Raw genomic sequence first — 21,419 nt, 5'->3', positions numbered from 1 at the left:
TGCCCGGTGGTTCCGAGGCGGGAGGATCGGGCTCAGGCCTGGGCCGAGGCCAGCGCTTGCAGGCGCTGGCGCAGCGCGGCCAGCGGCGTGGTCTGCAGCCGGGCCAGGTCGGCGCCGACGATCAGCGTCGGAATGGAACGGATGCCCAGGCGCATGGCGGCGTCGCGGTCGGCCTGCACGCGCTGGCGCACTTCCGGGCCCCGCATGCGTTCGGCGAAGGCGGCGCGGTCATGGCCCAGGGCCACCGCGATGTCCAGCAGCACGTCGAGATCGCCGATGTTGCGGTGCTGGCTCAGGTGCGCATCCTGGATCGCGTCGAACATGTCCCAGTGGCCGGCGTCGCCCGCGACCAGATGGGCGGCCTGGCAGGCCAGCGCGCCGGCCAGGCCGCTGGGGTATTCGAAATTCTCGGCGCGCATGCCTTCGACATCGATGCGGGGCTGGTCCTCATGGCCGAGGCAGGTTTCCCAATGGCCCAGGATCACGCTCTTGGCGCGCACCATCGAGCCGAAGACCTGGACCATCTGTTCGCGGTTGTCCTGCAGCACGAAGCTGCGCTGGCGCACCTGGATGCCCAGTTCGGCGGCCGCCTGGCGCAGCCGGGGAGACATCACATAGCACCAGCTGCAGACCACGTCGTGGAAGAAGTCCACGGTCAGCGGGGCGGAAGCGGGGGAGGGATTCATGTTGGCGTCCTTGCGGTTTCAATGGACGCCAGCTTACGGACCGCCAGGCGCGGCAGTAAGCCCATGACGGTTGCGACTCTATTCGCTGGGCGTCAAGAATCGCCGGACAGGGTGGCGGGCAGATGCTCGGCCAGGAAGTCCACGAAGGCCTTAACCTTGGGCTGCAGGTGGCGGCTGGTGGGATAGACCGCGTAGACGTGCCGGGGCGCGGCTGGCAGGTCCGGCAGCACGCGCGCCAGGCGGCCATCGGCGATGGCCGGGTCGGCCAGGAACGAGGGCAGCGCGCCGATGCCCAGGCCGGCGACCAGCAGGTCGCGCAGCATCAGGCTGTTGTTGACCTGGACGAGGTCCTGGCCGGCCGCCGCGTCCGAGGCCTGTCCGGATTCCTCGACCGAGGCGGCGCCATCCGCCAGGCTGTAGCTCAGGATCGCATGCCCGCGCAGCGCGTCCGCGTCGCGAGGATGGCCGTGCGCTTGCAGATAGGACGGCGCGGCGCACAGCACCTGCGTCAGCGATACCAGCCGGCGCGCGATCAGGGTGGAATCTTCCAGCTGCGCGCGCAGCCGGATCGATACGTCGAAGCCCTGGCCCACCGCGTCCACCAGGCGGTCTTCCATGGACAGGTCCAGGCGCAGCTCCGGGTACTGCCGCAGGAAGCGCGCCAGCAGCGGCGACAGCACGCTCAGCGCGAAGGACAGCGGCGCGTTCACGCGCAGCCTGCCCGAGACGCGCTGGGACTGCTGGCGCACGGATTTTTCCAGCGCGTCCAGCTCGTCCAGCAGCCGGCAGCACTCGGCGTAGTAGGCCGTGCCGGTGTCGGTCAGGCTCATCTTGCGCGTGGTGCGCTGGATCAGCACCGCGCCCAGATGGGACTCCAGGGCCCGCAGCTGCTTGCTCAGGCCAGCGGATGACATGTCCAGGACCTCGGCCGCCTTGGCGAGGCTGCCCAGTTCCACGATGCGCCGGAAGGCGCGCATGTAGTTGAAGGTGTCCATGTCGGGTGCGGAGGAAAACGAATCCCGCGATTCTGCAGCGATCCGCGCCATTCGCCAAACGCGGCGCGGGCGGCCCGGCGCGGCCGTCGTCGTCATGCACGGCATAATCGTGGGACAACGCAACACCAGAAAGGAGGTTTCGCGCATGTCCATCATTCGTTCCTGGCGCACATTCCTGGCCGCCGCGCTGCTCGTGGTCGCCGAAGGCGCCGCCGCCGCGCAGGGCGACGCCGGCACCGAACTGTTGAAGGCCGCCGGCGATGGCGACGTGTTGCGGATCAAGGCCTTGCTGGCCGACGGCGCGCCGCTGGAAGCGCGCGACGAGGATGGCAATACGCCCCTGCTGCGCGCCACGCTGGGCAACCACGAAGTGGCGGCCTCGGTCCTGATGAAGGCGGGCGCCGACGTCAACGCCAAGAACCGCATCGAGGACAGCGCCTACCTGTATGCCGGCGCGCGGGGCTACAACGAGATCCTGACGCTGACGCTGCGCCATGGCGCGGATATCCGAAGCACCAATCGCTACGGCGGCACCGCGCTGATTCCGGCCTGCGAGCGCGGCCTGGCGGAAACCGCGCGCCTGCTGCTGCGCGCCGGGGTCAATCCCAATCACGTCAACAAGCTGGGCTGGACCGCGCTGCTGGAGGCCATCATCCTGGGTGATGGCGGGCCGAAGTACCAGGCGACCGTGCTGGAACTGCTGTCCTTCGGGACCAACCCGGACGTGGCGGACAAGGACGGGCGCAGCCCCCTGTGGCATGCCCGCGAGCGCGGCCAGGACGCCATCGTCGACATGCTGCGCGCCGTTGGCGCGCGCTGACGGCGCTCATCAATGGGGCTGCGGAACGCGCCGCAGAACATAGCGGCGCGCATGCCGGCGTGGCGCGAAACTCAGGTCAGCCTGCCGCGCAGCCGATGCAGGCCCGCGAGGGCCAGCGTCACCCCCGCCCAGGCCAGCGCCAGCGGCACGGGCGAGCCGAAAGGCAGCCACGACGTCGCCGCCAGCAGCAGCCCCAGCAGGCTGTAATAGCCCAGGCTGAACAGCGCGCCGGCCCGGCCCAGGCAGTCGCCGTAGCGTCGCAGCGCCGGCCCCAGCAGGTTGGGGATGGCCATGCCGTAGCCGGCGAAGATGGGCAGCGCGGCCACGGCCCACCAGAGGCCGGGCATGGGCGCGAGCCAGATCGCCAATCCCTGCGCCGCCACGCCGACCGCCACGCAGCACAGGCCCAGCGCCACCCGCCGCGCGGGGCCTTGCGAGGCCGGCAGGCGCCGGTTCCATAGCGCGCCGAGGGTGCCGGCCAGCGCCACGGCCATGCCGATCCAGCCGAACCCCAGCCACGGCAGCGGCCCTGTCATGAAGGGGCCGGCAGCATAGAACGAGAAGGCCAGCAGGTTCAGGCCGGCCACCAGCATGGCCGTGCACAGCAGCTCGGGGTCGCGCAGCATGCGGCGCGCCAGCCGGAGCATGGGCTGGCGCGCTGCCGGGGCCGTCCGCGTTTCGCCGACCCGCGCCCATCCGGCCGCCAGCAGCAGGCCGGCCAGCGCCGCGATGCCGCCCAGCACGCCGCGAAAACCCGCCTGGTCCGCCAGCAGCTGGCCCGCCAGCGGCCCCAGCGCCGGCGACCAGGACAGCACGGCGCCCAGCATGATGAAGCAGCGGGTCAGCGCCTCGCCCTGCAGGCGGTCGCGCAGCATGGTCTGCGTGGTGATGGAGCAGGTGGCCAGCCCCAGCGCCTGGACGAAGCGCCCGGCCAGCAGCGCCTCGAATCCTGGCGCCCAGGCGGCGCACAGGGTGCCCGCCAGTCCCGTGCACAGGCCTGCCAGCAGCGCCGGCCGCCGGCCCCAGGCGTCGCACAGCCAGCCCCACAGCAGCACGCCGGCGGCGAAGCCCAGGAAGTAGATGCCCATGACGGACTGCGTCAGGGCCGCGTCCAGCCGCCAGTGGCGGGCCAGGTCGGGCAGCGCGGGCGCGAGGATGGTTTCCGCCGCTTGCGGCAGGGCCAGCAGGGCGATGAGCAGGGCCGCCGGCGGCAGGCCGTCGCGGCGGGGGGAAAGAGGGGCCTTCATGATGCGCAACTCAAAAAGTCCCTAGCGTAGCCAGCGCGTCGCACGCAAAATCACGATGTTGAGTCAAAAAACATAGGGAATCGGACAATGCCGATTTACGCCTACGATGCCGTGATCGATCCCGACCAGGCCGCCTGCCCGGTGGTCGGGCTGGGCGTGGACGGCCGCGCGCATGCCTCGGGCTGGCACAGTCACCGGCGCGGACAGTTGTTGTTCCAGGCGCAGGGCAGCATGACGTTGTTCCTGGCCGACCGCGTCGGCGAGCTGGCGCCGTTGCAGGCGGCCTGGCTGCCAGGCGGCTGTGAGCACCGCGTGACGATGCCGGGCGGCTACGCGTTTCGCAGCCTGTTCTTCGATCCGAACGTCTATCCGGGCCTGCCGGCGCAGCCCTGCGTGCTGGACGTCAATCCGCTGCTGCGCGAGCTGATCCTGCGCATCGTCGCCTGGCCCGCCGACGCGCCGCTGGACGCCGCCCGGGCGCGTATCGTAGACACCCTGCTTGACGAGTTCGCGGCGGCGCCGTCTCGGCCCATGCCCCTGCCGATGCCGTCCGACCGCAGGCTGCGCCCCATCGCGGCCGAACTGCTGAAGAATCCGGCCTGCGGCCTGTCGATAGAGGAATGGGGCGGCCGGGTCGGCGCCAGCGGACGGACGCTGGCGCGCCTGTTCATCGCCGAAACCGGCCTGTCGTTCACGCGCTGGCGCACGCAATGCCGACTGTTGCTGGCCCGCGCCCGGCTGGCCGAAGGGGAATCGGTGACCACGGTGGCGCATGCGATGGGCTATGCCAGCGACAGCGCCTTCATTGCCATGCACAGGCGGGTCTACGGCGAATCGCCGGCGCGGTTGTGGCGCCAGTCGGCGGAGCAGGCCGAGGCCGTCGCGGCCAGCGCGCCGCGCCGGCCGCAGCCGGCGCAGCCCTATTGCCCCTGAGGAGTGCGCGGGAAAAGGCGGGGATCAGCGCCGCTGGCGCGCCCGCCGCTCTTCGCGCACGACCAGGGCCACGCCCACCAGCAGCATCAGCGCCAGCCCGTACCAGGTGATGGCATAGACCAGGTGATTGTTGGGGAAGCTGAGCACCGTCAGCCCGCCCACCGGCGCGGTCTTGGGATCGCGCGCGGCGCCGTCCGAGTCGGCGTCGATGAAGTAGGGCGCGACCGGGCCCAGGCCGCGCGCGGCGGCGATGGCCGGCAGGTCGCGGCCGTACCAGAGGTTGGCGGCCGGGTCGTTGTTGCGCAGGAAGCCCTTTCCGGACTCGCCCATGCGCAGCAGGCCGGTCACGCTCGCCGTGGCCGGAGCGGGCGGCGTCAACGCCGCCTGGGTCTTGCGCCACTCTGGCAGCACGAAGCCCCGGTTGACCAGCACGATGTCGCCGCTGTCGAGCCGCAGCGGGGTCATGACCCAGTAGCCGCTGCCCAGTTCCGTGGCGGCCTGCACCAGCGTCTGCTTGTCGTACAGGTAGCTGCCGGACGCCGACACGCGCCGGTACTCGGCGTTGTCCGGGGTCAGGGCCGGCCATTCGGCCGCTCGCGGCGCGGGCACGGGCGCGGCATGGGCGCGCGCGTCGACCTTGGAGATCAGGTCGCGCTTCCAGGCCAGGCGCTCGACCTGCCAGGTGCCCAGGCGCAACAGGCCCAGGAACAGGGCGAGCGCGACCAGGCCCAGGATGACCAGGGTGGTCGCGCTGCGGGGATTTCGGGGGGTATCGCCGGTGGGATCTTTTACTGCCGCCATCAACTTCTAGCCGCCATCAGGGCATATTCCGCATGTCGTGGGTCGACACGGGCATCATGTTGGAATTCAGGTGGTACATGATCCAGATGGATCCGCTGAGGGTGATCACCACCAGGACCAGCGTGAATATTAACGCCAACATGTTCCAGCCGCTTTCCGAGCGGGCGTCCAGGTGCAGGAAGTAAACGATGTGGACCACGATCTGCACCGCCGCGAAGGCCAGTATCACCAGCGCCGTCGTGCGCGAGCTGGGGAACACCTTGTCCATGACCAGCCAGAACGGGATCGCGGTCAGGATGGCCGCCAGCACGAAGCCGGTGACGTAGCCCTTCAAGGTGCCGTGGCCGCCTTCGTCCTCGTCGTGATGGCCGTGGTCGTGATCGTGGCCGGCGTGGCCGCTGTGCGCATTCATGGCAGCACTCCCATCAGGTACACGAAGGTGAACACGCCCACCCAGATCAGGTCCAGGAAGTGCCAGAACATCGACAGGCACATCAGCCGGCGGCGATTCTCGGGGATCAGGCCGTGCCGGCGCACTTGCAGCATCAGCGTCACCAGCCAGACGATGCCGAAGGTGACGTGCAGCCCGTGGGTGCCGACCAGCGTGAAGAAGGACGACAGGAAGGCGCTGCGCTGCGGCCCGGCGCCGATGTGGATCAGGTGGGCGAACTCGTAGATTTCCAGCGACAGGAAGCCCAGGCCCAGCAAGCCCGTGACGGCCAGCCAGCCCTGGGTGGCGCCGACCCGGTCGCGGCGCATCTCCAGCATGGCGAAGCCGTAGGTGATGGACGAGAGCAGCAGCAGCGCGGTGTTCACCGCCACCAGCGGCAGGTCGAACAGGTCGGCGCCGGACGGGCCCGCCGCATAGTTGCGGCCCAGCACCCCGTAGGTGGCGAACAGGCAGGCGAAGATGAGGCAGTCGCTCATCAGGTACACCCAGAAGCCCAGCAGCGTGCCGTTCTTCGGGTGGTGCTCGCCGGGCACGTGGAAGCTCAGCTTCTCCGGCTGCGGGGGCGGCACATGATGGCCGGGCAGGGGCGGGGACAGGGTTTCAGCCATGGTTGCTCAGCAGTCGGGTGCGGGCGTCTTCGCTGCGCACGACCTCATCGGCCGGCACGTAGTAGTCGCGCTTGTAGTTGAAGGTATGGACGATGGCCACGATGATCAGCGCGGCGAAGCTCAGCACCGTCAGCGGCCACATGTGCCAGATCAGCGCGAAGCCCATCACCACGCTCAACCCCGCCAGCACGATGCCGGCCCAGGTGTTTTTAGGCATGTGGATCGGAATGAAGCCGGACGTCGGCCGCTGGTAGCCGTGCTGCTTCATCTGCCACCAGGCGTCCTGGTCGTGCACGCGTGGCGTGAAGGCGAAGTTGTAGACGGGCGGCGGCGAGGACGTGGACCATTCCAGCGTGCGGCCGTCCCAGGGATCGCCGGTGTCGTCGCGCAGCGCGTCGCGGCGGCGGTAGCTGACCACCAGCTGGATCAGGAAGCTGGCGATGCCCAGCGCGATCAGCAGCGCGCCGAAGGCGGCGACCTGGAACCAGATCTGCAGCGAGGCGTCCTCGAAGTGGCTGACGCGCCGCGTCACGCCCATCAGCCCCAGCACGTACAGCGGCATGAAGGCGAAGTAGAAGCCCACCAGCCAGAACCAGAACGAGCACTTGCCCCAGAACGGATCGAGCTTGTAGCCGAAGGCCTTGGGGAACCAGTAGGTGATGCCGGCCATCAGGCCGAACAGCACGCCGCCGATGATGACGTTGTGGAAGTGCGCGATCAGGAACAGGCTGTTGTGCAGCACGAAGTCGGCTGGCGGCACCGCCAGCAGCACGCCGGTCATGCCGCCGATCACGAAGGTGACGATGAAGCCCATGGTCCACAGCATCGGCACCTCGAAGCGGATGCGGCCGCGGTACATGGTGAACAGCCAGTTGAAGATCTTGGCGCCCGTCGGGATCGAGATGATCATGGTGGTGATCCCGAAGAACGAGTTCACGCTCGCCCCGGACCCCATGGTGAAGAAGTGGTGCAGCCAGACCAGGTAGGACAGCACCGTGATCACGACCGTGGCGTACACCATGGACGCGTAGCCGAACAGGCGCTTGCCGCAGTAGGTGGACACGACCTCGGAAAAGATGCCGAAGGCCGGCAGGATCAGGATGTAGACCTCGGGGTGGCCCCAGATCCAGATCAGGTTCACGTACATCATCGGGTTGCCGCCGAAGTCCGCCGTGAAGAAGTTGGTGCCCACGTAGCGGTCCATCGACAGCAGCGCCAGCACCGCGGTCAGCACGGGGAAGGCCGCCACGATCAGCACGTTGGTGCACAGCGACGTCCAGGTGAACACCGGCATGCGCATCATGGACATGCCGGGCGCGCGCATCTTGACGATGGTCACCAGCAGGTTCACGCCGGACAGCAAGGTGCCCACCCCCGCGATCTGCAAGGCCCAGATGTAGTAGTCCACCCCCGCGTCCGGACTGTGCAGGATGCCGGACAGCGGCGGATACGCCAGCCAGCCGGTGCGCGCGAACTCGCCCACGAACAGCGACATCATCACCAGCGCGGCGCCGCCCGTGGTCATCCAGAAACTGAAATTGTTCAGGAACGGAAAGGCCACGTCGCGCGCGCCGATCTGCAGCGGCACGATGTAGTTCATCAGGCCCGTGACCAGCGGCATGGCCACGAAGAAGATCATGATCACGCCATGGGCGGTGAAGATCTGGTCGTAGTGGTGCGGCGGCAGGTAGCCGGTGGAATCGCCGAAGGCGATGGCCTGCTGCAGCCGCATCATGATGGCGTCGGCGAAGCCGCGCAGCAGCATGACGATGCCCAGGATCATGTACATGATCCCGATCTTCTTGTGGTCGATGCTGGTGAACCATTCGCGCCACAGGTAGCCCCACTTGCCGTAGTAGGTGATCGCGCCCAGCAGCGCGATGCCGCCCAGCGCCACCATGGCGAAGGTGGCGATCAGGATGGGCTCGTGCAGGGGAATGGCATCCCAGGTCAGGCGGCCGAATATCAGCTTGGCGAGGTCTGTTTGATCCGTCATCTTGATTCCTGGATAGAAGACCGGGGTTGCGCCGCGCCGCCGTGCTCGGCGGCCGGGGCGCGGGCGGCTACATGGCCAGTTCCGAGGCCGAGGTGCACATGGCGCCCACGTACTGCCTGGGCGGCCCGTCCAGCCCGATGCGCTCGCGCGTGGCGGCGTCCAGGCTGGCCAGGTTGCGCGCGCCGGGCAGGCCCATGCCGCCGCGGGCGTCGATGGCCATGGCGTCCTTCATGCACATGCGGTTGGTTTCCACGCAGCGGTTGACGATGGCGTCGAACAGGCCGGACGCGACGCTGGCGTATTGCTGGACGGGGTTGCGCTCGCTGGGCTGTTCGAGCTTCAGGTAGGCCGCGCGGTCCAGCGTGGCGCCCGATGCGCGCGCGCCGGCGATCCAGCGGTCGAAGCCGGCCTGGTCCACGCCGTGGAAGCGGAAGCGCATGCCGGAGAAGCCCGCGCCGCTGTAGTTGGCCGACAGGCCTTCGTATTCGCCGGGGTGGTTGATGACCGCGTGCAGCGTGGTCTGCATGCCGGGCATGGCGTAGATCTGGCCGGCCAGCGCCGGCACGAAGAAGGAGTTCATCACCGATGACGAGGTGATCTTGAACTGGATCGGGCGGTCCACCGGCGCGGCCATTTCATTGACGGCCGCGACGCCCTGCTCGGGATAGAGGAACAGCCATTTCCAGTCCAGCGCCACCACTTCCACCACCAGCGGCTTGGTGCCGGGCGGCACCTCGCGGCCTTCGGACAGACGCGCCAGCGGACGGTAGGGATCGAGCTGGTGGGTGCTGACCCAGGTCAGCGCGCCCAGCGCGATGATGATGAGCAGCGGCGCCGCCCAGATCAGCAGCTCCAGCACGGTGGAGTGGTTCCATTCGGGATCGTAGTGGGCGGCCGTGTTGTTGGCGCGGTAGCGCCACGCGAACAGGAAGGTGAGCAGGATCACCGGCACGATGATCAGCAGCATCAGCACGGTGGAGATGATGATCAGGTTGCGCTGCTGCAGGGCCACGTCGCCGGAAGGCGAGAGCAGGACCGCATTGCATCCGGAGAGCAATGGCAGGGCGGCAATCAACATCCATCCGCAAAGCCTTGGGAGAGACAGCATGGCCATACCCCGAAACGTAACCGTGGGAGCTAAACCGAACACTACGCTGGAAGCCGCCAAAAATCTAGGGTAAAAAGAGCAAAAGTATGCGGGATCCAACGTGTCGCGCCGCGCCCAGGCCCTTTGCGGGCGCGGCTTGCCGGGCATCGGGGGGTATCGCATGCGGATGTGTTGCAAGAGCGTAGGCCAGGCGTATTACAACCCTCCTTTCAGCGAGCAATCACATGGCGACCACCACGCGATATCCCGGTCATGCCCCCGCCGTTCCAGAGCCGGGCGCGGCCGGACACGGCGGCCACGCCAAGGTGGCGCCAGGCGAGATCGCGGTGGGGGTCATCGTCGGGCGGACCTCCGAATACTTCGACTTCTTCGTCTTCGGCATCGCCTGCGTGCTGGTCTTTCCGCGCGTGTTCTTCCCGTTCGAGCCGGCGCTCGAGGGCACGCTCTGGTCCTTCGTCATCTTCAGCTTCGCCTTCATCGCGCGGCCCATCGGCACCGCGCTGTCCATGGCCATCCAGCGCCGCTGGGGGCGCGCCACCAAGCTCACCGCCGCGCTGTTCCTGCTGGGCACGGCCACCGTGGGCATGGCCTTCCTGCCGGGCTATGACGTGATCGGCATGCACGCCATCACGCTGCTGGCGGTGTTCCGATGCCTGCAAGGCCTGGCGCTGGGCGGCTCCTGGGACGGCCTGCCGTCGCTGCTGGCGTTGAACGCGCCGCCGCAGCGCCGCGGCTGGTACGCGATGCTGGGCCAGCTGGGCGCGCCCATCGGCTTCATGGTCGCCAGCGCGCTGTTCCTGTTCCTGCATCTGACGCTTACCCAGGCCGATTTCCTGGAATGGGGCTGGCGTTATCCCTTCTTCGTGGCCTTCGCCATCAACGTGGTGGCGCTGTTCGCGCGGCTGCGGCTGGTGGTGACCGAGGAATATACGCAGCTGCTCGAAGAGGGCGAACTCGAACCCATCGCCATCGTCGAGATCGTGCGCGACCAGGGTTACAACCTGTTCCTGGGCGCCTTCGCGGCCCTGGCCAGCTACGCGCTGTTTCATCTGGTGACGGTGTTCCCGCTGTCGTGGATCGCGGTCAGCGGCACGCAGCAGATATCCGATGTGCTGATCGTGCAGATCGTGGGCGCGGCCGTGGGCATCCTGGGCACGATGGTCTCCGGCTGGATCGCCGACCGCATCGGCCGGCGCACCACGCTGGGCCTGTTCGCCGCGGCCATCGGCGTGTTCGCGCTGGTTTCGCCCTGGCTGCTGGGCGGCGGTCCGAAGTCGCAGGACGCCTTCATCCTGATCGGTTTCGCGCTGCTGGGCCTGTCCTATGGGCAGGCCTCGGGCACGGTCACGGCGAACTTCTCGCGCCGCTTCCGCTACACCGGCGCGGCGCTGACGTCAGACATGGCCTGGCTGTTCGGCGCGGCCTTCGCGCCGCTGGTCGCGCTGGGCCTGTCGGCGCGCTTCGGGCTGGTGGCGGTCAGCGTGTATCTGCTGTCCGGCGTGGCCTGCACCCTGCTGGCGCTGCGCGTCAACAAGGCGCTGGAAGACACGCGCGACTGAGTGGCTGTCACATTCGGCGGCCCGCTGCGCTACGGGGGAAGCTACCCCCCGTAGCCTTCCAGGACGTTGGCGACGTTGGTGCCGACTTCTTCCACCGCATAACCGCCCTCCATCGTGAAGACGGCCGGCAGCCCCAGGGTCGCCAGATCGCGGCCGACTTGCCGGTAGTCGGCGCTGGCCAGCTTGAACTTCGAGATCGGATCGCCTTCGAAGGTGTCCACGCCCAGCGCGATCACCAGCGCGTCGGCGCGAAAGTCCTGCACCGCGCGCATGCCGGCGCGCAGCGCCTCGCGCCAGCCGGCGTAGCCGGTGCCGGCGGCCAGCGGCAGGTTCAGGTTGCAGCCCTCGCCGGCGCCCGCGCCGCGCTCGTCGGCGTGGCCCAGGAAGAACGGGTATTCGGTGAGCGGATCGCCGTGCACCGACACCGTCAGCACGTCGCCGCGCTCATAGAAGATGGTCTGGGTGCCGTTGCCGTGGTGGTAATCGATGTCCAGCACGGCGACGCGCGCGGCGCCGGCCTCGCGCAGCGCCTGCGCGGCCAGGGCCGCGTTGTTCAGGAAGCAGTAGCCGCCGAAGAAATCCGGGCCGGCGTGATGGCCGGGCGGACGGGTCAGCGCCATGGCCGCGCGCGGGCCGCCCGCGCCGCCCACGGCGCGCGCCGCGTCGATGGCGCAGGCCGCGCCGGCCAGCGCGGCGTCCCAGGTGCCGGCCGTCAGCGGCGAGCCGCTGTCGAACGAATACAGGCCGACGCGCGCGGCGAAGTTGGCGGGCGTCACGTCATGGCGGAAACCCCGCACCGGCCAGACGGACGGCAGCACGTCGAGTTCGGCGTTGGCCGGATCCAGCGCGATCCACTCCCGCCACGCGCCTTGCAGGAAATCCAGGTAGCGAGGGCTGTGCACGCGACCCAGCAGCGCCATGTCGGCGGGCGATGGCGCGCGCAGTTCGCCGATGCCGCGCTGGCGCAGGGCCTGCAGCACGAATTCCAGCCGCGCGGGCGATTCGTGGCAGGGCACCAGTTTGCCGCGAAACATTTCCTGGCGGCCGGCGTGCAGGTGATGGATGGGGTTGTGGAAGATCAGCACGGTAACGCTCTGTCGTTGAGGGGATGCGTCACTATAGCGGCCGAGCGGCATAGAAGGCGACGGCGACCAGCTCGCGCAGCAGCGAATACAGGTCGCGCGGCTCGGCATAGGCCGGATGCGCGCCGCCCACGTGCATGACGCCGTGGCGCCTGAGCGCCAGCATGGTGCGCGGCACATGGAAATACTGCGTCACGGCCAGCGCGCGGGCATAGCCATGCTCGCGCATGTAGGCGCTGGCGTGGCGGGCCGTGGCCCAGGTATCGACGCCCGCGCTGTCCGCCACGATGCGGTCGGCGGGCACGCCGCGACTGATCAGGTAGTCGCGCATCACGGCGGCTTCGTCGGCGCCGGCCGCGTCCACGCCGCCGCTGACGAACAGGACGCGGCATTGCGCGGCGGCGTAGCAGTCATAGGCGCGGTCCAGGCGCGCGGCCAGGCGTGGCGAGGGCTGGCCGTCGGGCGTGACCGTATTGCCCAGCACCACGGCCACGTCGGCGGGACCGGCGGGCGCCAGCAGGCCGACGGCGGCCAGGATCAGGGCGGCCAGCGCGACGAACGCGGCCAGGGCGGCCAGGCCGCGCGCGAGGCGTCTTCGGAAGGATTTCAATTCAGCGGGCCTGCCGGTCCGACGCCGGAGCGTCTCCCTGCGCGGACGGCGCGAGACCATGCCTGTCGATCACCAGATCGACATAGCGCAGCCACTTGAGCGCCGCGGCGTCTTTCTGCCCGGGCAGGCGCACTTGCAGCCAGCCCGCCGGCCGCAGCGCCACCACGTCATACCGCTCGCCGGCGCGCAGCTGCGTCGATGGGCCGCTCGTGATGTCGGGCGCGTCATAGAGATCGACGCGGTCGAGGGGCGCCACGTTGTCGCCGCCGTCGAACGGCGAGCCTTCGCCGTCCAGCAGGATTCGGGCCACCGTGCCGTCGCCGTGGAACTCGTACCGGGCCTCGACCTTCGCGCTTGCCTGCGGGAACCAGATCTGCGTGATCCAGGACACGGGAACGGCTGTGCCGTCTGGGCGCACGGCGTAGCTTTCCTCTCCCTGGCTGTCGGCGCTGTATCGGCAACCCGTTGAGAAGGCGGGCTTGCCGGCGTCGAAGACCGGGTTGACGAAGCCGTGGCAGGGGCTGGCCTCGGGAGCGGGATGGCGGATCTCCTGGTAGCGTCCCTCGTTCGGGCGATACAGGAACAGGCGCATGCGTGCCTGCGTGCCGCCGCCGGATTGGCCGATGGCCAGGTCGGCGTAACCATCGTGGTCGATGTCGGGCGTTTCGAACACATCCACTGCTTCGTCGTCCATGACGGCCAGTTGCTGGACGGGGCCCTTGCCCACGCGCGCCGAGACTGTGTACCGGTTCTGTCCCGACACGGTGACGACCGCCGTCAGGCCGGGCTTGATCTGGTACGTGTGATCGCGCGCGCCGGCGTATGCGCCGGGCAGGAGCAGGACGAGGATGGCGGTGGCCAGAAGGGTGCGCTTCAAGGTCTTGCTCCCGTGTCGGTCGGATGGCCTGCATTATGCAGCAGCGGCGCGCCGGCCTTACGGGTATTACCGGGGCCGCGCCGCCGGGCCGACGCGACGATCGTGAGTAGAATGGCCGATACCGGCCAGACCGCCCGCGCCCGCCATGAATCTCCCGTTTCCGATCCGCCAAGAATGCCCGCCGGGCGCCTGTGTGTGCGACCGCGACAGGCTATTGGCCGATCCCGTCGCCGACATCCGCGTGCTGCGGCTCACCAAGGAAGAGGAAAAGCGCCTGATCGCGCGGCTGGAAAACCTGGCCAGCCTGGACGACCTGCGCCGCATGCAGGAGCGCTTGCAGGCGCAGCTGGGCATCGTGGTCCGGATTCTGCCCAGCGACAACGAGGTGCGCACCACGCGCGGCATCTTCATCCAGCTGGACGAGCAACCCGGCCTGTGCCGCAAGACCCGTTCGGCGATTCCGGCGGCGATCCGCCGCAGCTTCGATAACCGCCCTGAAATCGTCTATGCGCTGCTGAACGAGCGCGACCTGCTGGCCGGCGCCTGAGCGGGCCGATTCAACGACGGCGCGGTCCCGGGCAGGGGTTCAGCGGCTCCACGCGGGTCGGCGTGCGCCCCGCCTGCGGGCTGGCTTCCATCTTCTTGCCGCTGCGCGCGGGGTAGGCCAGTAGCACGGCGGCGCCGGTTTTCAGCGCCGGCGGTTGCGCGGTGCCGTAGGCGACCGTCCAGCCGCGCGTCGCCAGCGGCGCCAGCGTGTATTGCAGCGCCGATCCGGGCGACACGTGCGCGACCTTGCCGGCGTACAGCTCTTCTTCGCGGACCAGCTGGTCGTTGATCGATTGGTAGGTGGCGATGCTGACCAGCGCGGCCGATTCGCCGTGGCGGGCCAGGACGGCGGTTTCATACTTGCCGGGCGGGATATCCGTGACGCTGACAGCGATTTCTCCGGCCGCATGCCCGCCGGCGTCCAGGCGCACGCCGGTCACGTCGGCACGCGCCAGCGGCACGACGCCCGTGTTCTGCACACGCACGCTGTACTGGCCGGAGGTGCCGGCCTCGGTGCAGACGATGACGCCATAGGCGGGGGCGATGCTCAGGGCCGACGCGGGACCGGCGGCCAGCGCCGTGGCCAGCAGGCATAGGCGGGCGGGTGTCGTGTTCACGGGTTCCTCCTCAGGCGACTTGGGTGATGGTCAGCACTGCGCCCAGATCGATCCTGCCTTCGACAAAATCCCTGACCGCATCTTCCGCATCCATGATCCGTTCCCCGTGTGGCTGGATTCAGCGCTTGCGGTCCGCTGCCAGCGCGTGCCCGCGCCGGCGGCGGGCGACCGCAAGCCAGGGCATTATCCCACCACTTGGCCGCCGGCCTGTTCGGCCTGCTGGCGCTTGCCGGCCAGCCAGTGCAGGATCAGCGCCAGCACCAGCAGCGCGGCCATGATGACACCCCAGAAGATCCAGCCCAGCACCGAGATCCAGGTGCCCAGGCCGCCGGCCGCGGGCAGGATCTGGTTCAAGCCCTGCACGGCCCACACCAGCGATTCCTGCAGGCCCTTCAGCCAGGACGGATCGACCCAGGGCGCGGCCCAGGCAGGTGGATTCCATTGCGCGGTGCCCAGCGCGGCGGCGCCCGGCACCTGCGAGCCGGCGATCAGCGACAGCACCCAGTTGGCCAGCTGCAGGGTCAGGGCGACGAATCCGGTCCACAGCGCGGCCAGCGCGGCGAACGCGATCCAGATGATTTTCTTCATGAAAGCGGTACTCCAGAGTGCGGAAAAGCCACCAGGATAGAGCCGATTCTATTTCTGAAAAACCAGCGACAATGTGACAAACATTAAGAAAAAACCGAAGTCTTGGCCTGCTCCAGGATGCGTCGCACCAGGGGATGGTTCTGTCCCCGGCGATTGCGGATGGCGTGGATCTCCTCGTGGACCGCGTCGCAGCGCGCCAGCGGCCGTAGGCCGCGCAGCAGGCCGATATCGTCGCCGCCCAGCCGGCTGAGCGGAAACACGCCCAGGCCGCGCGCGGCGAACACCGACATCAGCGCGCTGTCCTCGAATTCCCCGACCACATTGGGATGGATGCCCTGCTCGCGGAACCAGCGGTCCAGGGTCTGGCGCAGCACCGAGTGGCCGGTGGGCAGCAGCACGGGCAGGCGCTCCAGCGACTGCGGAAAGGCCTGTACGTCGGCGCGCCGCAACAGGCGCGAGGGGCCATACCAGTCCACCGGTGAGGACACCAGCCGGTCGCTGGTCAGGCGCAGGTTGGGATTGGCCGGCGCGCCCTGGCCGGCCAGCACCAGATCCAGGTGATGCTGCGCCAGTTCGCCCAGCAGTTCCTCGAACTCGCCTTCGTGGCAGGTCAGCCGCAGGTCTGGCGTGTCCAGCACCGGGCCGAGCAGCGCGTGCGCGGCCAGCTTGGAAATGCCGTCGGACAGGCCCACGGACAGCCGGATCACCGGCTTGGTGGCGGCGGTGCGCACTTCCTGCGCCAGGCCCTGGCCGATCTGGAAAATTTCCTCGGCGCGGGCGAAGGCCGCCTGGCCGGCGTCGGTCAGGGCCACGCCGCGTCCGGCCGGCTTGAGCAGCTGGTGCCCCAGGTTGCGCTCCAGCTCGCGCACCTGGGCGCTGATGGTCTGGATGGCCATGTCCAGCCGTTCGGCGGCGCGGGAAAAGCCGCCTTCCTTGGCGACCATCCAGAAATAGTACAGGTGGCGGTAATTCAACATGGGGACGGATCCGGTATGTCCAATACTTCGGTTTTTTCGAACCTTAACTCAATTTACGGCTGATTTCTCAAGCAGGCCCGGATCCGGATCATGAACGTCTTCGGATCTTAGATTTCAGACCCAAGCGGAACACACATGGAAACCCTGCTGACCTTCTTCAATGCCGACTTCCTCGGCACGCCAGCCTGGAGCTGGCTGCTCTTCCTGGGCATCGTCGTGACGCTGCTGGCTTTTGACCTGGGCGTGCTGCATCGTGACGAACGCGAGATCGGCGTGCGCGAAAGCCTGCTGCTCTCGGCCGGCTACATCACCGCCGCGCTGATCTTCGGCGCCTGGGTGTGGTGGCAGATGGGCGCGGCCAGCGGCATGGCCTACTACACCGGCTTCATGATCGAGAAGTCGCTGTCCATGGACAACGTCTTCGTCATCGCGCTGATCTTCAGCTTCTTCGCGATCCCGCGCCAGTACCAGCACCGCGTGCTGTTCTGGGGCATCCTGGGCGTGATCGTGCTGCGCGCCATCATGATCGGCCTGGGCGCGGCCCTGGTCAGCAACTTCGGCTGGCTGCTGTACCTGTTCGGCGCGTTCCTGGTGTTCACCGGCATCAAGATGTGGCTGATCGCCGACCAGGAGCCGGACATCGCCAGCAACCCGATCCTGAAGTTCCTCAAGCGCCGCATGCGCGTGACGGACGGCCTGCGCGGCAACGCGTTCTGGGTCTACGAGAACGATCCGGCCACGTCGCGCAAGGTGCGCTGGGCCACCCCGCTGCTGCTGGCCCTGGTGCTGATCGAGTTCGTGGATCTGTTGTTCGCGGTGGATTCGGTGCCGGCGATCTTCGCCATCACCACCGACCCGTTCATCGTGTACACCAGCAACATCTTCGCGATCCTGGGCCTGCGCGCGCTGTACTTCGCGCTGGCGGCGATGATCCACCGCTTCCACTACCTGAAGTACGCGCTGGCCCTGGTGCTGGTGTTCATCGGCGGCAAGATCTTCCTGGTCGGCTTCATTGGCAAGGTGCCGGCGGCCCTGTCGCTGAGCGTGACCTTCGGCCTGATCCTGGGCGGCGTGCTGTTCTCGCTGTGGAAGACGCGCAAGGCGGCCTTGCAGGCGGGCTGATTCCGCGAGGACCGGCGGCCCCTCATGGGGCCGTCGGTCCGATGAAGTCCATGATGGCCCGCGCCGCTTCTTGCGGCGCGGTTTGCAGCAGGCAGTGCGGCGCGGCGATCTCGACCCGTCGCGCCTGCGGGATCAGGGCCATGACATGGTCCCCCGCCCGGCGCGGCACCACGCGATCGTCGCGCGCGCTCAGGTATAGCACCGGCAGCGTCACGCCGCTCATGCGCGGGCCGGCATCCACGTCGATCACGGCCCGCAGCCGCGCGCGCATCACCCGATCCTCGACCCGCGACACCGCGTCCAGCAGCTGGGTCCGCAGGCCGGGATCGGCGCGCGGTCCCAGCAGCATGCGGACGAGCAGGACGCCGGGCAGCAGCGATACTGGGAGTAGGCCGGTCAGGAATCGGGCGTAGCCCAGTTCCGGCCGCGGATTGCGCAGGAAGGTCGCGCACAGGATCAGCCCGCGCAAGCCGGGCGGCGGAGCGGCGGCGATGGCCGCGGCGATGGGGCCGGAGAACGATTCGCCCAGCAGCACGAAAGGCTGGTCCTTGGGGAGCGCGCGCCGCGCGTGCGCCTCCAGTTCGGCATAGCCTAACGGCCGGTCGCAGGGGTAGCGAACGACAATGGTCCGCAAGGCGGGAGGCAGCGCGGACAGCAAGGGCGCGAACAGATCGCCCGTGCCGTCCATGCCGGGCAGGAGTACCAGCGCGGTCATGCGGGATTCCGGTGTGGGCGTGGGCGCATTGTGGCATGGCGGGCGCGCCATACGCGGCCGATATGGATGAGGCGCGATCCGGGTATTTGTGGCGCGGGCGTTGCGGGCGTAGAGTGCGCAGGGCACGCAGACACCATTCCGGAGCCGCCATGAACTGGTCAGCCAAGCAGTATTCCGCCTTCGAGAACGAACGCACCCGCCCGGTGCGCGACCTGGTCGCCGCCCTGCCCAATGAGCGCGTGGCGCGGGCGGTGGACCTGGGCTGCGGCCCGGGCAACTCCACCGAGGTGCTGGCCGCGCGCTATCCGGACGCCGCGATCAGCGGCACGGACAATTCGCAGGACATGATCGACGCGGCGCGCAAGCGCCTGCCCGGCCTGGCCTTCGAACTGTCGGACATCGGGGCCTGGAATCCGCCGGGAGGCTACGACGTGATCCTGGCGAACGCCTCCCTGCAATGGGTGCCGGGGCACGAGGAACTCTATCCGCGCCTGGTGGGCAAGCTGGCGCCGGGCGGCAGCCTGGCGGTGCAGACCCCGGACAACATGGAAGAGCCGGCGCATCGGCTGGCGCGCGAGGTCGCGGCGGACGGTCCCTGGGCTGCCAGGATCGGCGCGGTCAAGCACCCGCCGCGCCACAGCGCTGCCTGGTACTACGAATTGCTCAAGCCGGTCTGCGGCCGGCTCGATGTGTGGCGCACCATCTATCACCATCCCCTGGCCGGCGCGGCGGCGGTGGTGCAATGGTTCACCAGCACGGCGCTCAGGCCCTACCTGGGTCCGCTGGATCCGGCAGAGCAACAGGCCTTCCTGGCCGAATACCAGACGCGCATCGAACGCGCCTATCCGGCCCTGTCGGACGGCACCGTGCTGCTGCCGTTCCCGCGCCTGTTCATCGTCGCCGGGGCGAAGTAGCGGGCGGGCGTGGTGCCCAGCGCCTTGCGGAACATGGTGATGAAGGCGCTCACCGATTCATAGCCCAGCTGGTCGGCGCTGCGTTGCACCGACAAGCCTTCCGACAGCCATTGCAGCGCCAGGATGATGTGCAGGCGCTGGCGCCAGCGGCCGAAGCTCATGCCGACTTCCTGGCGCACCAGCCGCGCCAGCGTGCGTTCGCTCATCGCCACGCGCCGGCCCCAGTCGGCCAGGGTGGCGCGGTCGTCGGGCCGCGCCGCCAGCGCGTCGGCTATCTCGCGCAGGCGCGGGTGGGCGGGCAGGGGCAGGTGCAGCGGTTCCGGTTCCAGCCGCGCCAGCTGTTCGACCAGCACATCGGCCAGCCGGCGGTTGCTGGGCGCCGCGCTGTCCTTGGCCGACAGCGCCGCCAGATGGACCACCATTTCGCGCACCAGCGACGTCACGCCCAGCGTCTGGCAGGTGGCCGGCATGCCGGGCGCCTCGGCGGGCACGAACAGGAAATTGACCTGGCCGTTGCGCGTGACGTGATTGCAATGCGGCACGCCGCCGGGGATCCAGACGGCGCAGCGCGGCGGCACCATCCAGATGCCTTGCGGCACCGTGCAGGTGACGCCGCCCTCCAGGCACAGCACCAGCTGGCTCATGCGGTGCTGGTGCGCGGGCGACTCATGGGCCCGGGCGGCGGTGTCCACGCGCATGGCGTAGGTCCATTGGCCAGGCCGGTCGGCGTCCAGGCCTGAAGGATCGGAGACGGGCGGATACATGGCGCGAAAACGGCTGGCGGAAGAGGGCTGCGGACGGGTTTGGCCGGATTTGCGTATATTTTGTCATTGTCTCGAAATTCAGCAAGCGGCCGCGTGGCTAAGCTGTGGATTCCGGGCCTGCCGGCCAATCGCCGGCGCCCGCCGCAACTTCCAGGTGTCCGATGTCTGTTTCCTCTTCCGACGCCCGCGTCCTCAGCCGTCCCGTGCTGCTGGTCGCCGGCATTCTTTGCATCGCCATGGCGCTGCGCGCGCCCGTGACCGGCGTGGCGCCGTTGATCGGCATGATCCGCGCGCAGCTGGGGCTCAGCTCCACCGCCGCCGGCATGCTGATCACCTTGCCCCTGCTGGCCTTCGCCGCCGGCTCGCTGGCCGCCGCCGGCCTGGCGCGCCGCTACGGTCTGGAGCGCACGCTGTTCGGCGCGCTGCTGCTGATCGCCGCCGGCATCGTCGGCCGTTCGCTCGGATCCGAGGCCGCGCTCTACGCCGGCACCGTCGTCATCGGCGCGGGCATCGCGCTGGGCAATGTGCTGCTGCCCAGCCTGGTCAAGCGCGATTTTCCGCGGCGCGTGGCCGGGCTGACCTCGGCCTATGTGCTGACCATGAGCGTGATCGCGGGCGCGGCCTCGGCCGTGGCGATTCCGCTGGCCGCGCTGTCCGACGCGACATGGCGCTTTTCGGCGCTGTGCCTGCTGGCGGTGCCGGCGCTGGGCGCATTGCTGTGGCTGCCGCAGTTGTCCCGCCGCACCCGGCCCGCGTCCGTCACGGCGCACGCGCCGCACGGCGAGCGGCTGTGGGGCAGCGCGCTGGCCTGGCAGGTGACGCTGTTCCTGGGCATCAATTCCTTCGTGTTCTATGTGATGGTGAGCTGGCTGCCGGCGATCCTGCAGGATGCCGGCTACACGGCGGAGCAGGCCGGCTCGCTGCATGGCCTGCTGCAGCTGATGTCGGCGGGGCCGGCGCTGTTCCTGGCGCCGGCCGTGCGCAGGATGAAGGACCAGCGCGCCGTGGCGGCCGGCGCGGCGGGCGCGTCCTGCGTGGCGATGATCGGCCTGATCGTCGCGCCGGGCTGGGCCAGCCTGTGGATCGTGCTGATGGGCCTGGGCATGGGCGCGGGCATCATCCTGGGACTGGCCTTCGTCGGGTTGCGTGCGCGCCATGCGCAGCAGGCGGCGTCGCTGTCGGGCATGGCGCAGTTCGTGGGCTATCTGCTGGCCGCCTCGGGGCCGCTGCTGATCGGCGCGCTACATGACGCGCTGGGCGGCTGGAGCGCGGCGCTGGCGCTGTGCGCGGCGGCCTGCGCGGCGATGGCCGCCGCCGGACTGTACGCCGGCCGCGCCATCCAGATCGGATCGTTCCCGGCCGGCGCGCATGCCGCGCCGGCGCGGGCGAGGGCGTCTCGCTGA

Annotated in this window: 23 protein-coding genes; 7 read left to right on the top strand and 16 right to left on the bottom strand. The window is 69.1% G+C overall.

Annotation, left to right across the window (positions count from 1 at the left end):
* Positions 1-32: 32 nt before the first annotated feature.
* Together ACEU5R_RS17095 and ACEU5R_RS17090 are read right to left on the bottom strand one after the other, a co-directional pair.
* The gene (locus ACEU5R_RS17095; protein WP_103276043.1) at positions 33-686 is read right to left on the bottom strand and encodes a DsbA family protein; all 654 of its coding nucleotides are present in this window, start codon (positions 684-686) and stop codon (positions 33-35) included.
* Between the two features lie 92 nt (positions 687-778).
* Positions 779-1,681: a LysR family transcriptional regulator gene (locus tag ACEU5R_RS17090; RefSeq protein WP_103276042.1), complete on the bottom strand. Its 903-nt coding sequence runs from the start codon at positions 1,679-1,681 to the stop codon at positions 779-781.
* 145 nt (positions 1,682-1,826) lie between these two features.
* Here ACEU5R_RS17090 and ACEU5R_RS17085 point away from each other — a divergent pair, with 145 nt between their 5' ends.
* A complete protein-coding gene (locus ACEU5R_RS17085; protein ID WP_103276642.1) occupies positions 1,827-2,501 on the top strand; it encodes an ankyrin repeat domain-containing protein in 675 nt (224 codons plus the stop codon).
* A 71-nt stretch (positions 2,502-2,572) separates the two neighbouring features.
* Here ACEU5R_RS17085 and ACEU5R_RS17080 read toward each other — a convergent pair whose 3' ends face one another.
* Positions 2,573-3,748, bottom strand: coding sequence for an MFS transporter (locus tag ACEU5R_RS17080; protein ID WP_392410984.1), 1,176 nt, complete (start codon positions 3,746-3,748; stop codon positions 2,573-2,575).
* Positions 3,749-3,835: 87 nt separating this feature from the next.
* Between ACEU5R_RS17080 and ACEU5R_RS17075 the strand changes: the two genes are divergently transcribed.
* A complete protein-coding gene (locus ACEU5R_RS17075) occupies positions 3,836-4,681 on the top strand; it encodes an AraC family transcriptional regulator (protein WP_392410982.1) in 846 nt (281 codons plus the stop codon).
* Positions 4,682-4,705: 24 nt separating this feature from the next.
* On the opposite strand, the gene ACEU5R_RS17070 is transcribed toward ACEU5R_RS17075, so the two are convergent.
* The 5 genes from ACEU5R_RS17070 to cyoA form a co-directional block, all read right to left on the bottom strand.
* Positions 4,706-5,482 (bottom strand): SURF1 family protein, encoded by a 777-nt coding sequence (locus tag ACEU5R_RS17070; RefSeq protein WP_392410980.1) that lies wholly within the window; start codon positions 5,480-5,482, stop codon positions 4,706-4,708.
* Positions 5,483-5,498: 16 nt separating this feature from the next.
* The gene (gene cyoD, locus ACEU5R_RS17065; protein WP_392410977.1) at positions 5,499-5,894 is read right to left on the bottom strand and encodes a cytochrome o ubiquinol oxidase subunit IV; all 396 of its coding nucleotides are present in this window, start codon (positions 5,892-5,894) and stop codon (positions 5,499-5,501) included.
* Positions 5,891-6,541 (bottom strand): cytochrome o ubiquinol oxidase subunit III, encoded by a 651-nt coding sequence (gene cyoC / locus ACEU5R_RS17060; protein ID WP_103276037.1) that lies wholly within the window; start codon positions 6,539-6,541, stop codon positions 5,891-5,893. Before cyoC ends, cyoD begins: the two co-directional genes overlap by 4 nt.
* Complete coding sequence (cyoB, locus tag ACEU5R_RS17055) at positions 6,534-8,537, bottom strand: cytochrome o ubiquinol oxidase subunit I (protein ID WP_392410974.1); 2,004 nt, start codon at positions 8,535-8,537, stop codon at positions 6,534-6,536. Before cyoB ends, cyoC begins: the two co-directional genes overlap by 8 nt.
* A 67-nt stretch (positions 8,538-8,604) precedes the next feature.
* On the bottom strand, positions 8,605-9,615 hold the full coding sequence (gene cyoA / locus ACEU5R_RS17050; protein WP_369869718.1) for a ubiquinol oxidase subunit II: 1,011 nt from the start codon (positions 9,613-9,615) through the stop codon (positions 8,605-8,607).
* A 254-nt stretch (positions 9,616-9,869) separates the two neighbouring features.
* Here cyoA and ACEU5R_RS17045 point away from each other — a divergent pair, with 254 nt between their 5' ends.
* Entirely contained in the window at positions 9,870-11,204 is a 1,335-nt protein-coding gene (locus tag ACEU5R_RS17045) for an MFS transporter (protein WP_392410973.1), read from the top strand.
* A 41-nt stretch (positions 11,205-11,245) separates the two neighbouring features.
* Here ACEU5R_RS17045 and ACEU5R_RS17040 read toward each other — a convergent pair whose 3' ends face one another.
* Genes ACEU5R_RS17040 through ACEU5R_RS17030 form a run of 3 tightly spaced genes read right to left on the bottom strand, consistent with a single transcriptional unit; the run spans position 11,246 to position 13,773 of the window.
* Positions 11,246-12,289: a histone deacetylase family protein gene (locus tag ACEU5R_RS17040; protein WP_392410971.1), complete on the bottom strand. Its 1,044-nt coding sequence runs from the start codon at positions 12,287-12,289 to the stop codon at positions 11,246-11,248.
* 31 nt (positions 12,290-12,320) lie between these two features.
* Positions 12,321-12,896, bottom strand: coding sequence for a YdcF family protein (locus ACEU5R_RS17035; protein ID WP_233772551.1), 576 nt, complete (start codon positions 12,894-12,896; stop codon positions 12,321-12,323).
* Position 12,897: 1 nt separating this feature from the next.
* Positions 12,898-13,773, bottom strand: coding sequence for a hypothetical protein (locus tag ACEU5R_RS17030; RefSeq protein WP_392410969.1), 876 nt, complete (start codon positions 13,771-13,773; stop codon positions 12,898-12,900).
* A gap of 145 nt (positions 13,774-13,918) precedes the next feature.
* Between ACEU5R_RS17030 and ACEU5R_RS17025 the strand changes: the two genes are divergently transcribed.
* Complete coding sequence (locus ACEU5R_RS17025; RefSeq protein ID WP_392410968.1) at positions 13,919-14,320, top strand: hypothetical protein; 402 nt, start codon at positions 13,919-13,921, stop codon at positions 14,318-14,320.
* Positions 14,321-14,330: 10 nt separating this feature from the next.
* Here the strand turns inward: ACEU5R_RS17025 and ACEU5R_RS17020 are convergent, their stop codons facing one another.
* The 3 genes from ACEU5R_RS17020 to ACEU5R_RS17010 form a co-directional block, all read right to left on the bottom strand.
* A complete protein-coding gene (locus ACEU5R_RS17020; RefSeq protein ID WP_392410967.1) occupies positions 14,331-14,936 on the bottom strand; it encodes a hypothetical protein in 606 nt (201 codons plus the stop codon).
* Positions 14,937-15,119: 183 nt separating this feature from the next.
* On the bottom strand, positions 15,120-15,524 hold the full coding sequence (locus tag ACEU5R_RS17015; RefSeq protein ID WP_392410966.1) for a hypothetical protein: 405 nt from the start codon (positions 15,522-15,524) through the stop codon (positions 15,120-15,122).
* 83 nt (positions 15,525-15,607) lie between these two features.
* On the bottom strand, positions 15,608-16,501 hold the full coding sequence (locus ACEU5R_RS17010; protein WP_103276029.1) for a LysR substrate-binding domain-containing protein: 894 nt from the start codon (positions 16,499-16,501) through the stop codon (positions 15,608-15,610).
* Positions 16,502-16,636: 135 nt separating this feature from the next.
* On the opposite strand from ACEU5R_RS17010, the gene ACEU5R_RS17005 reads away from it, so the two are divergent.
* Positions 16,637-17,623 (top strand): TerC family protein, encoded by a 987-nt coding sequence (locus tag ACEU5R_RS17005; protein ID WP_103276028.1) that lies wholly within the window; start codon positions 16,637-16,639, stop codon positions 17,621-17,623.
* Positions 17,624-17,645: 22 nt separating this feature from the next.
* Here the strand turns inward: ACEU5R_RS17005 and ACEU5R_RS17000 are convergent, their stop codons facing one another.
* On the bottom strand, positions 17,646-18,338 hold the full coding sequence (locus tag ACEU5R_RS17000; RefSeq protein WP_103276027.1) for an alpha/beta fold hydrolase: 693 nt from the start codon (positions 18,336-18,338) through the stop codon (positions 17,646-17,648).
* 149 nt (positions 18,339-18,487) lie between these two features.
* Here ACEU5R_RS17000 and tam point away from each other — a divergent pair, with 149 nt between their 5' ends.
* Complete coding sequence (tam, locus tag ACEU5R_RS16995) at positions 18,488-19,252, top strand: trans-aconitate 2-methyltransferase (RefSeq protein WP_392410964.1); 765 nt, start codon at positions 18,488-18,490, stop codon at positions 19,250-19,252.
* Here the strand turns inward: tam and ACEU5R_RS16990 are convergent.
* Positions 19,180-20,016, bottom strand: coding sequence for an AraC family transcriptional regulator (locus ACEU5R_RS16990; protein WP_392410962.1), 837 nt, complete (start codon positions 20,014-20,016; stop codon positions 19,180-19,182). The genes tam and ACEU5R_RS16990 overlap by 73 nt on opposite strands.
* Before the next feature lie 161 nt (positions 20,017-20,177).
* On the opposite strand from ACEU5R_RS16990, the gene ACEU5R_RS16985 reads away from it, so the two are divergent.
* The gene (locus ACEU5R_RS16985; protein ID WP_392410960.1) at positions 20,178-21,419 is read left to right on the top strand and encodes an MFS transporter; all 1,242 of its coding nucleotides are present in this window, start codon (positions 20,178-20,180) and stop codon (positions 21,417-21,419) included.

It is taken from the genome of Achromobacter sp. 413638 (genome assembly GCF_043119405.1).
GTDB lineage: Bacteria > Pseudomonadota > Gammaproteobacteria > Burkholderiales > Burkholderiaceae_B > Achromobacter.
The sequence above is the reverse complement of the archived record's forward strand: the minus strand, read 5'-3'. Positions and strand labels throughout refer to the sequence as shown.

Excerpts from the sequence above, each read along its gene's own strand:
- ACEU5R_RS17095 (WP_103276043.1), bottom strand. The coding sequence starts at position 686 with ATGAATCCCTCCCCCGCTTCCGCCCCGCTGACCGTGGACTTCTTCCAC.
- ACEU5R_RS17090 (WP_103276042.1), bottom strand. The coding sequence starts at position 1,681 with ATGGACACCTTCAACTACATGCGCGCCTTCCGGCGCATCGTGGAACTG.
- ACEU5R_RS17085 (WP_103276642.1), top strand. The coding sequence starts at position 1,827 with ATGTCCATCATTCGTTCCTGGCGCACATTCCTGGCCGCCGCGCTGCTC.
- ACEU5R_RS17080 (WP_392410984.1), bottom strand. The coding sequence starts at position 3,748 with ATGAAGGCCCCTCTTTCCCCCCGCCGCGACGGCCTGCCGCCGGCGGCC.
- ACEU5R_RS17075 (WP_392410982.1), top strand. The coding sequence starts at position 3,836 with ATGCCGATTTACGCCTACGATGCCGTGATCGATCCCGACCAGGCCGCC.
- ACEU5R_RS17070 (WP_392410980.1), bottom strand. The coding sequence starts at position 5,482 with ATGGCGGCAGTAAAAGATCCCACCGGCGATACCCCCCGAAATCCCCGC.
- cyoD (WP_392410977.1), bottom strand. The coding sequence starts at position 5,894 with ATGAATGCGCACAGCGGCCACGCCGGCCACGATCACGACCACGGCCAT.
- cyoC (WP_103276037.1), bottom strand. The coding sequence starts at position 6,541 with ATGGCTGAAACCCTGTCCCCGCCCCTGCCCGGCCATCATGTGCCGCCC.
- cyoB (WP_392410974.1), bottom strand. The coding sequence starts at position 8,537 with ATGACGGATCAAACAGACCTCGCCAAGCTGATATTCGGCCGCCTGACC.
- cyoA (WP_369869718.1), bottom strand. The coding sequence starts at position 9,615 with ATGTTGATTGCCGCCCTGCCATTGCTCTCCGGATGCAATGCGGTCCTG.
- ACEU5R_RS17045 (WP_392410973.1), top strand. The coding sequence starts at position 9,870 with ATGGCGACCACCACGCGATATCCCGGTCATGCCCCCGCCGTTCCAGAG.
- ACEU5R_RS17025 (WP_392410968.1), top strand. The coding sequence starts at position 13,919 with ATGAATCTCCCGTTTCCGATCCGCCAAGAATGCCCGCCGGGCGCCTGT.
- ACEU5R_RS17015 (WP_392410966.1), bottom strand. The coding sequence starts at position 15,524 with ATGAAGAAAATCATCTGGATCGCGTTCGCCGCGCTGGCCGCGCTGTGG.
- ACEU5R_RS17010 (WP_103276029.1), bottom strand. The coding sequence starts at position 16,501 with ATGTTGAATTACCGCCACCTGTACTATTTCTGGATGGTCGCCAAGGAA.
- ACEU5R_RS17005 (WP_103276028.1), top strand. The coding sequence starts at position 16,637 with ATGGAAACCCTGCTGACCTTCTTCAATGCCGACTTCCTCGGCACGCCA.
- ACEU5R_RS17000 (WP_103276027.1), bottom strand. The coding sequence starts at position 18,338 with ATGACCGCGCTGGTACTCCTGCCCGGCATGGACGGCACGGGCGATCTG.
- tam (WP_392410964.1), top strand. The coding sequence starts at position 18,488 with ATGAACTGGTCAGCCAAGCAGTATTCCGCCTTCGAGAACGAACGCACC.
- ACEU5R_RS16990 (WP_392410962.1), bottom strand. The coding sequence starts at position 20,016 with ATGTATCCGCCCGTCTCCGATCCTTCAGGCCTGGACGCCGACCGGCCT.
- ACEU5R_RS16985 (WP_392410960.1), top strand. The coding sequence starts at position 20,178 with ATGTCTGTTTCCTCTTCCGACGCCCGCGTCCTCAGCCGTCCCGTGCTG.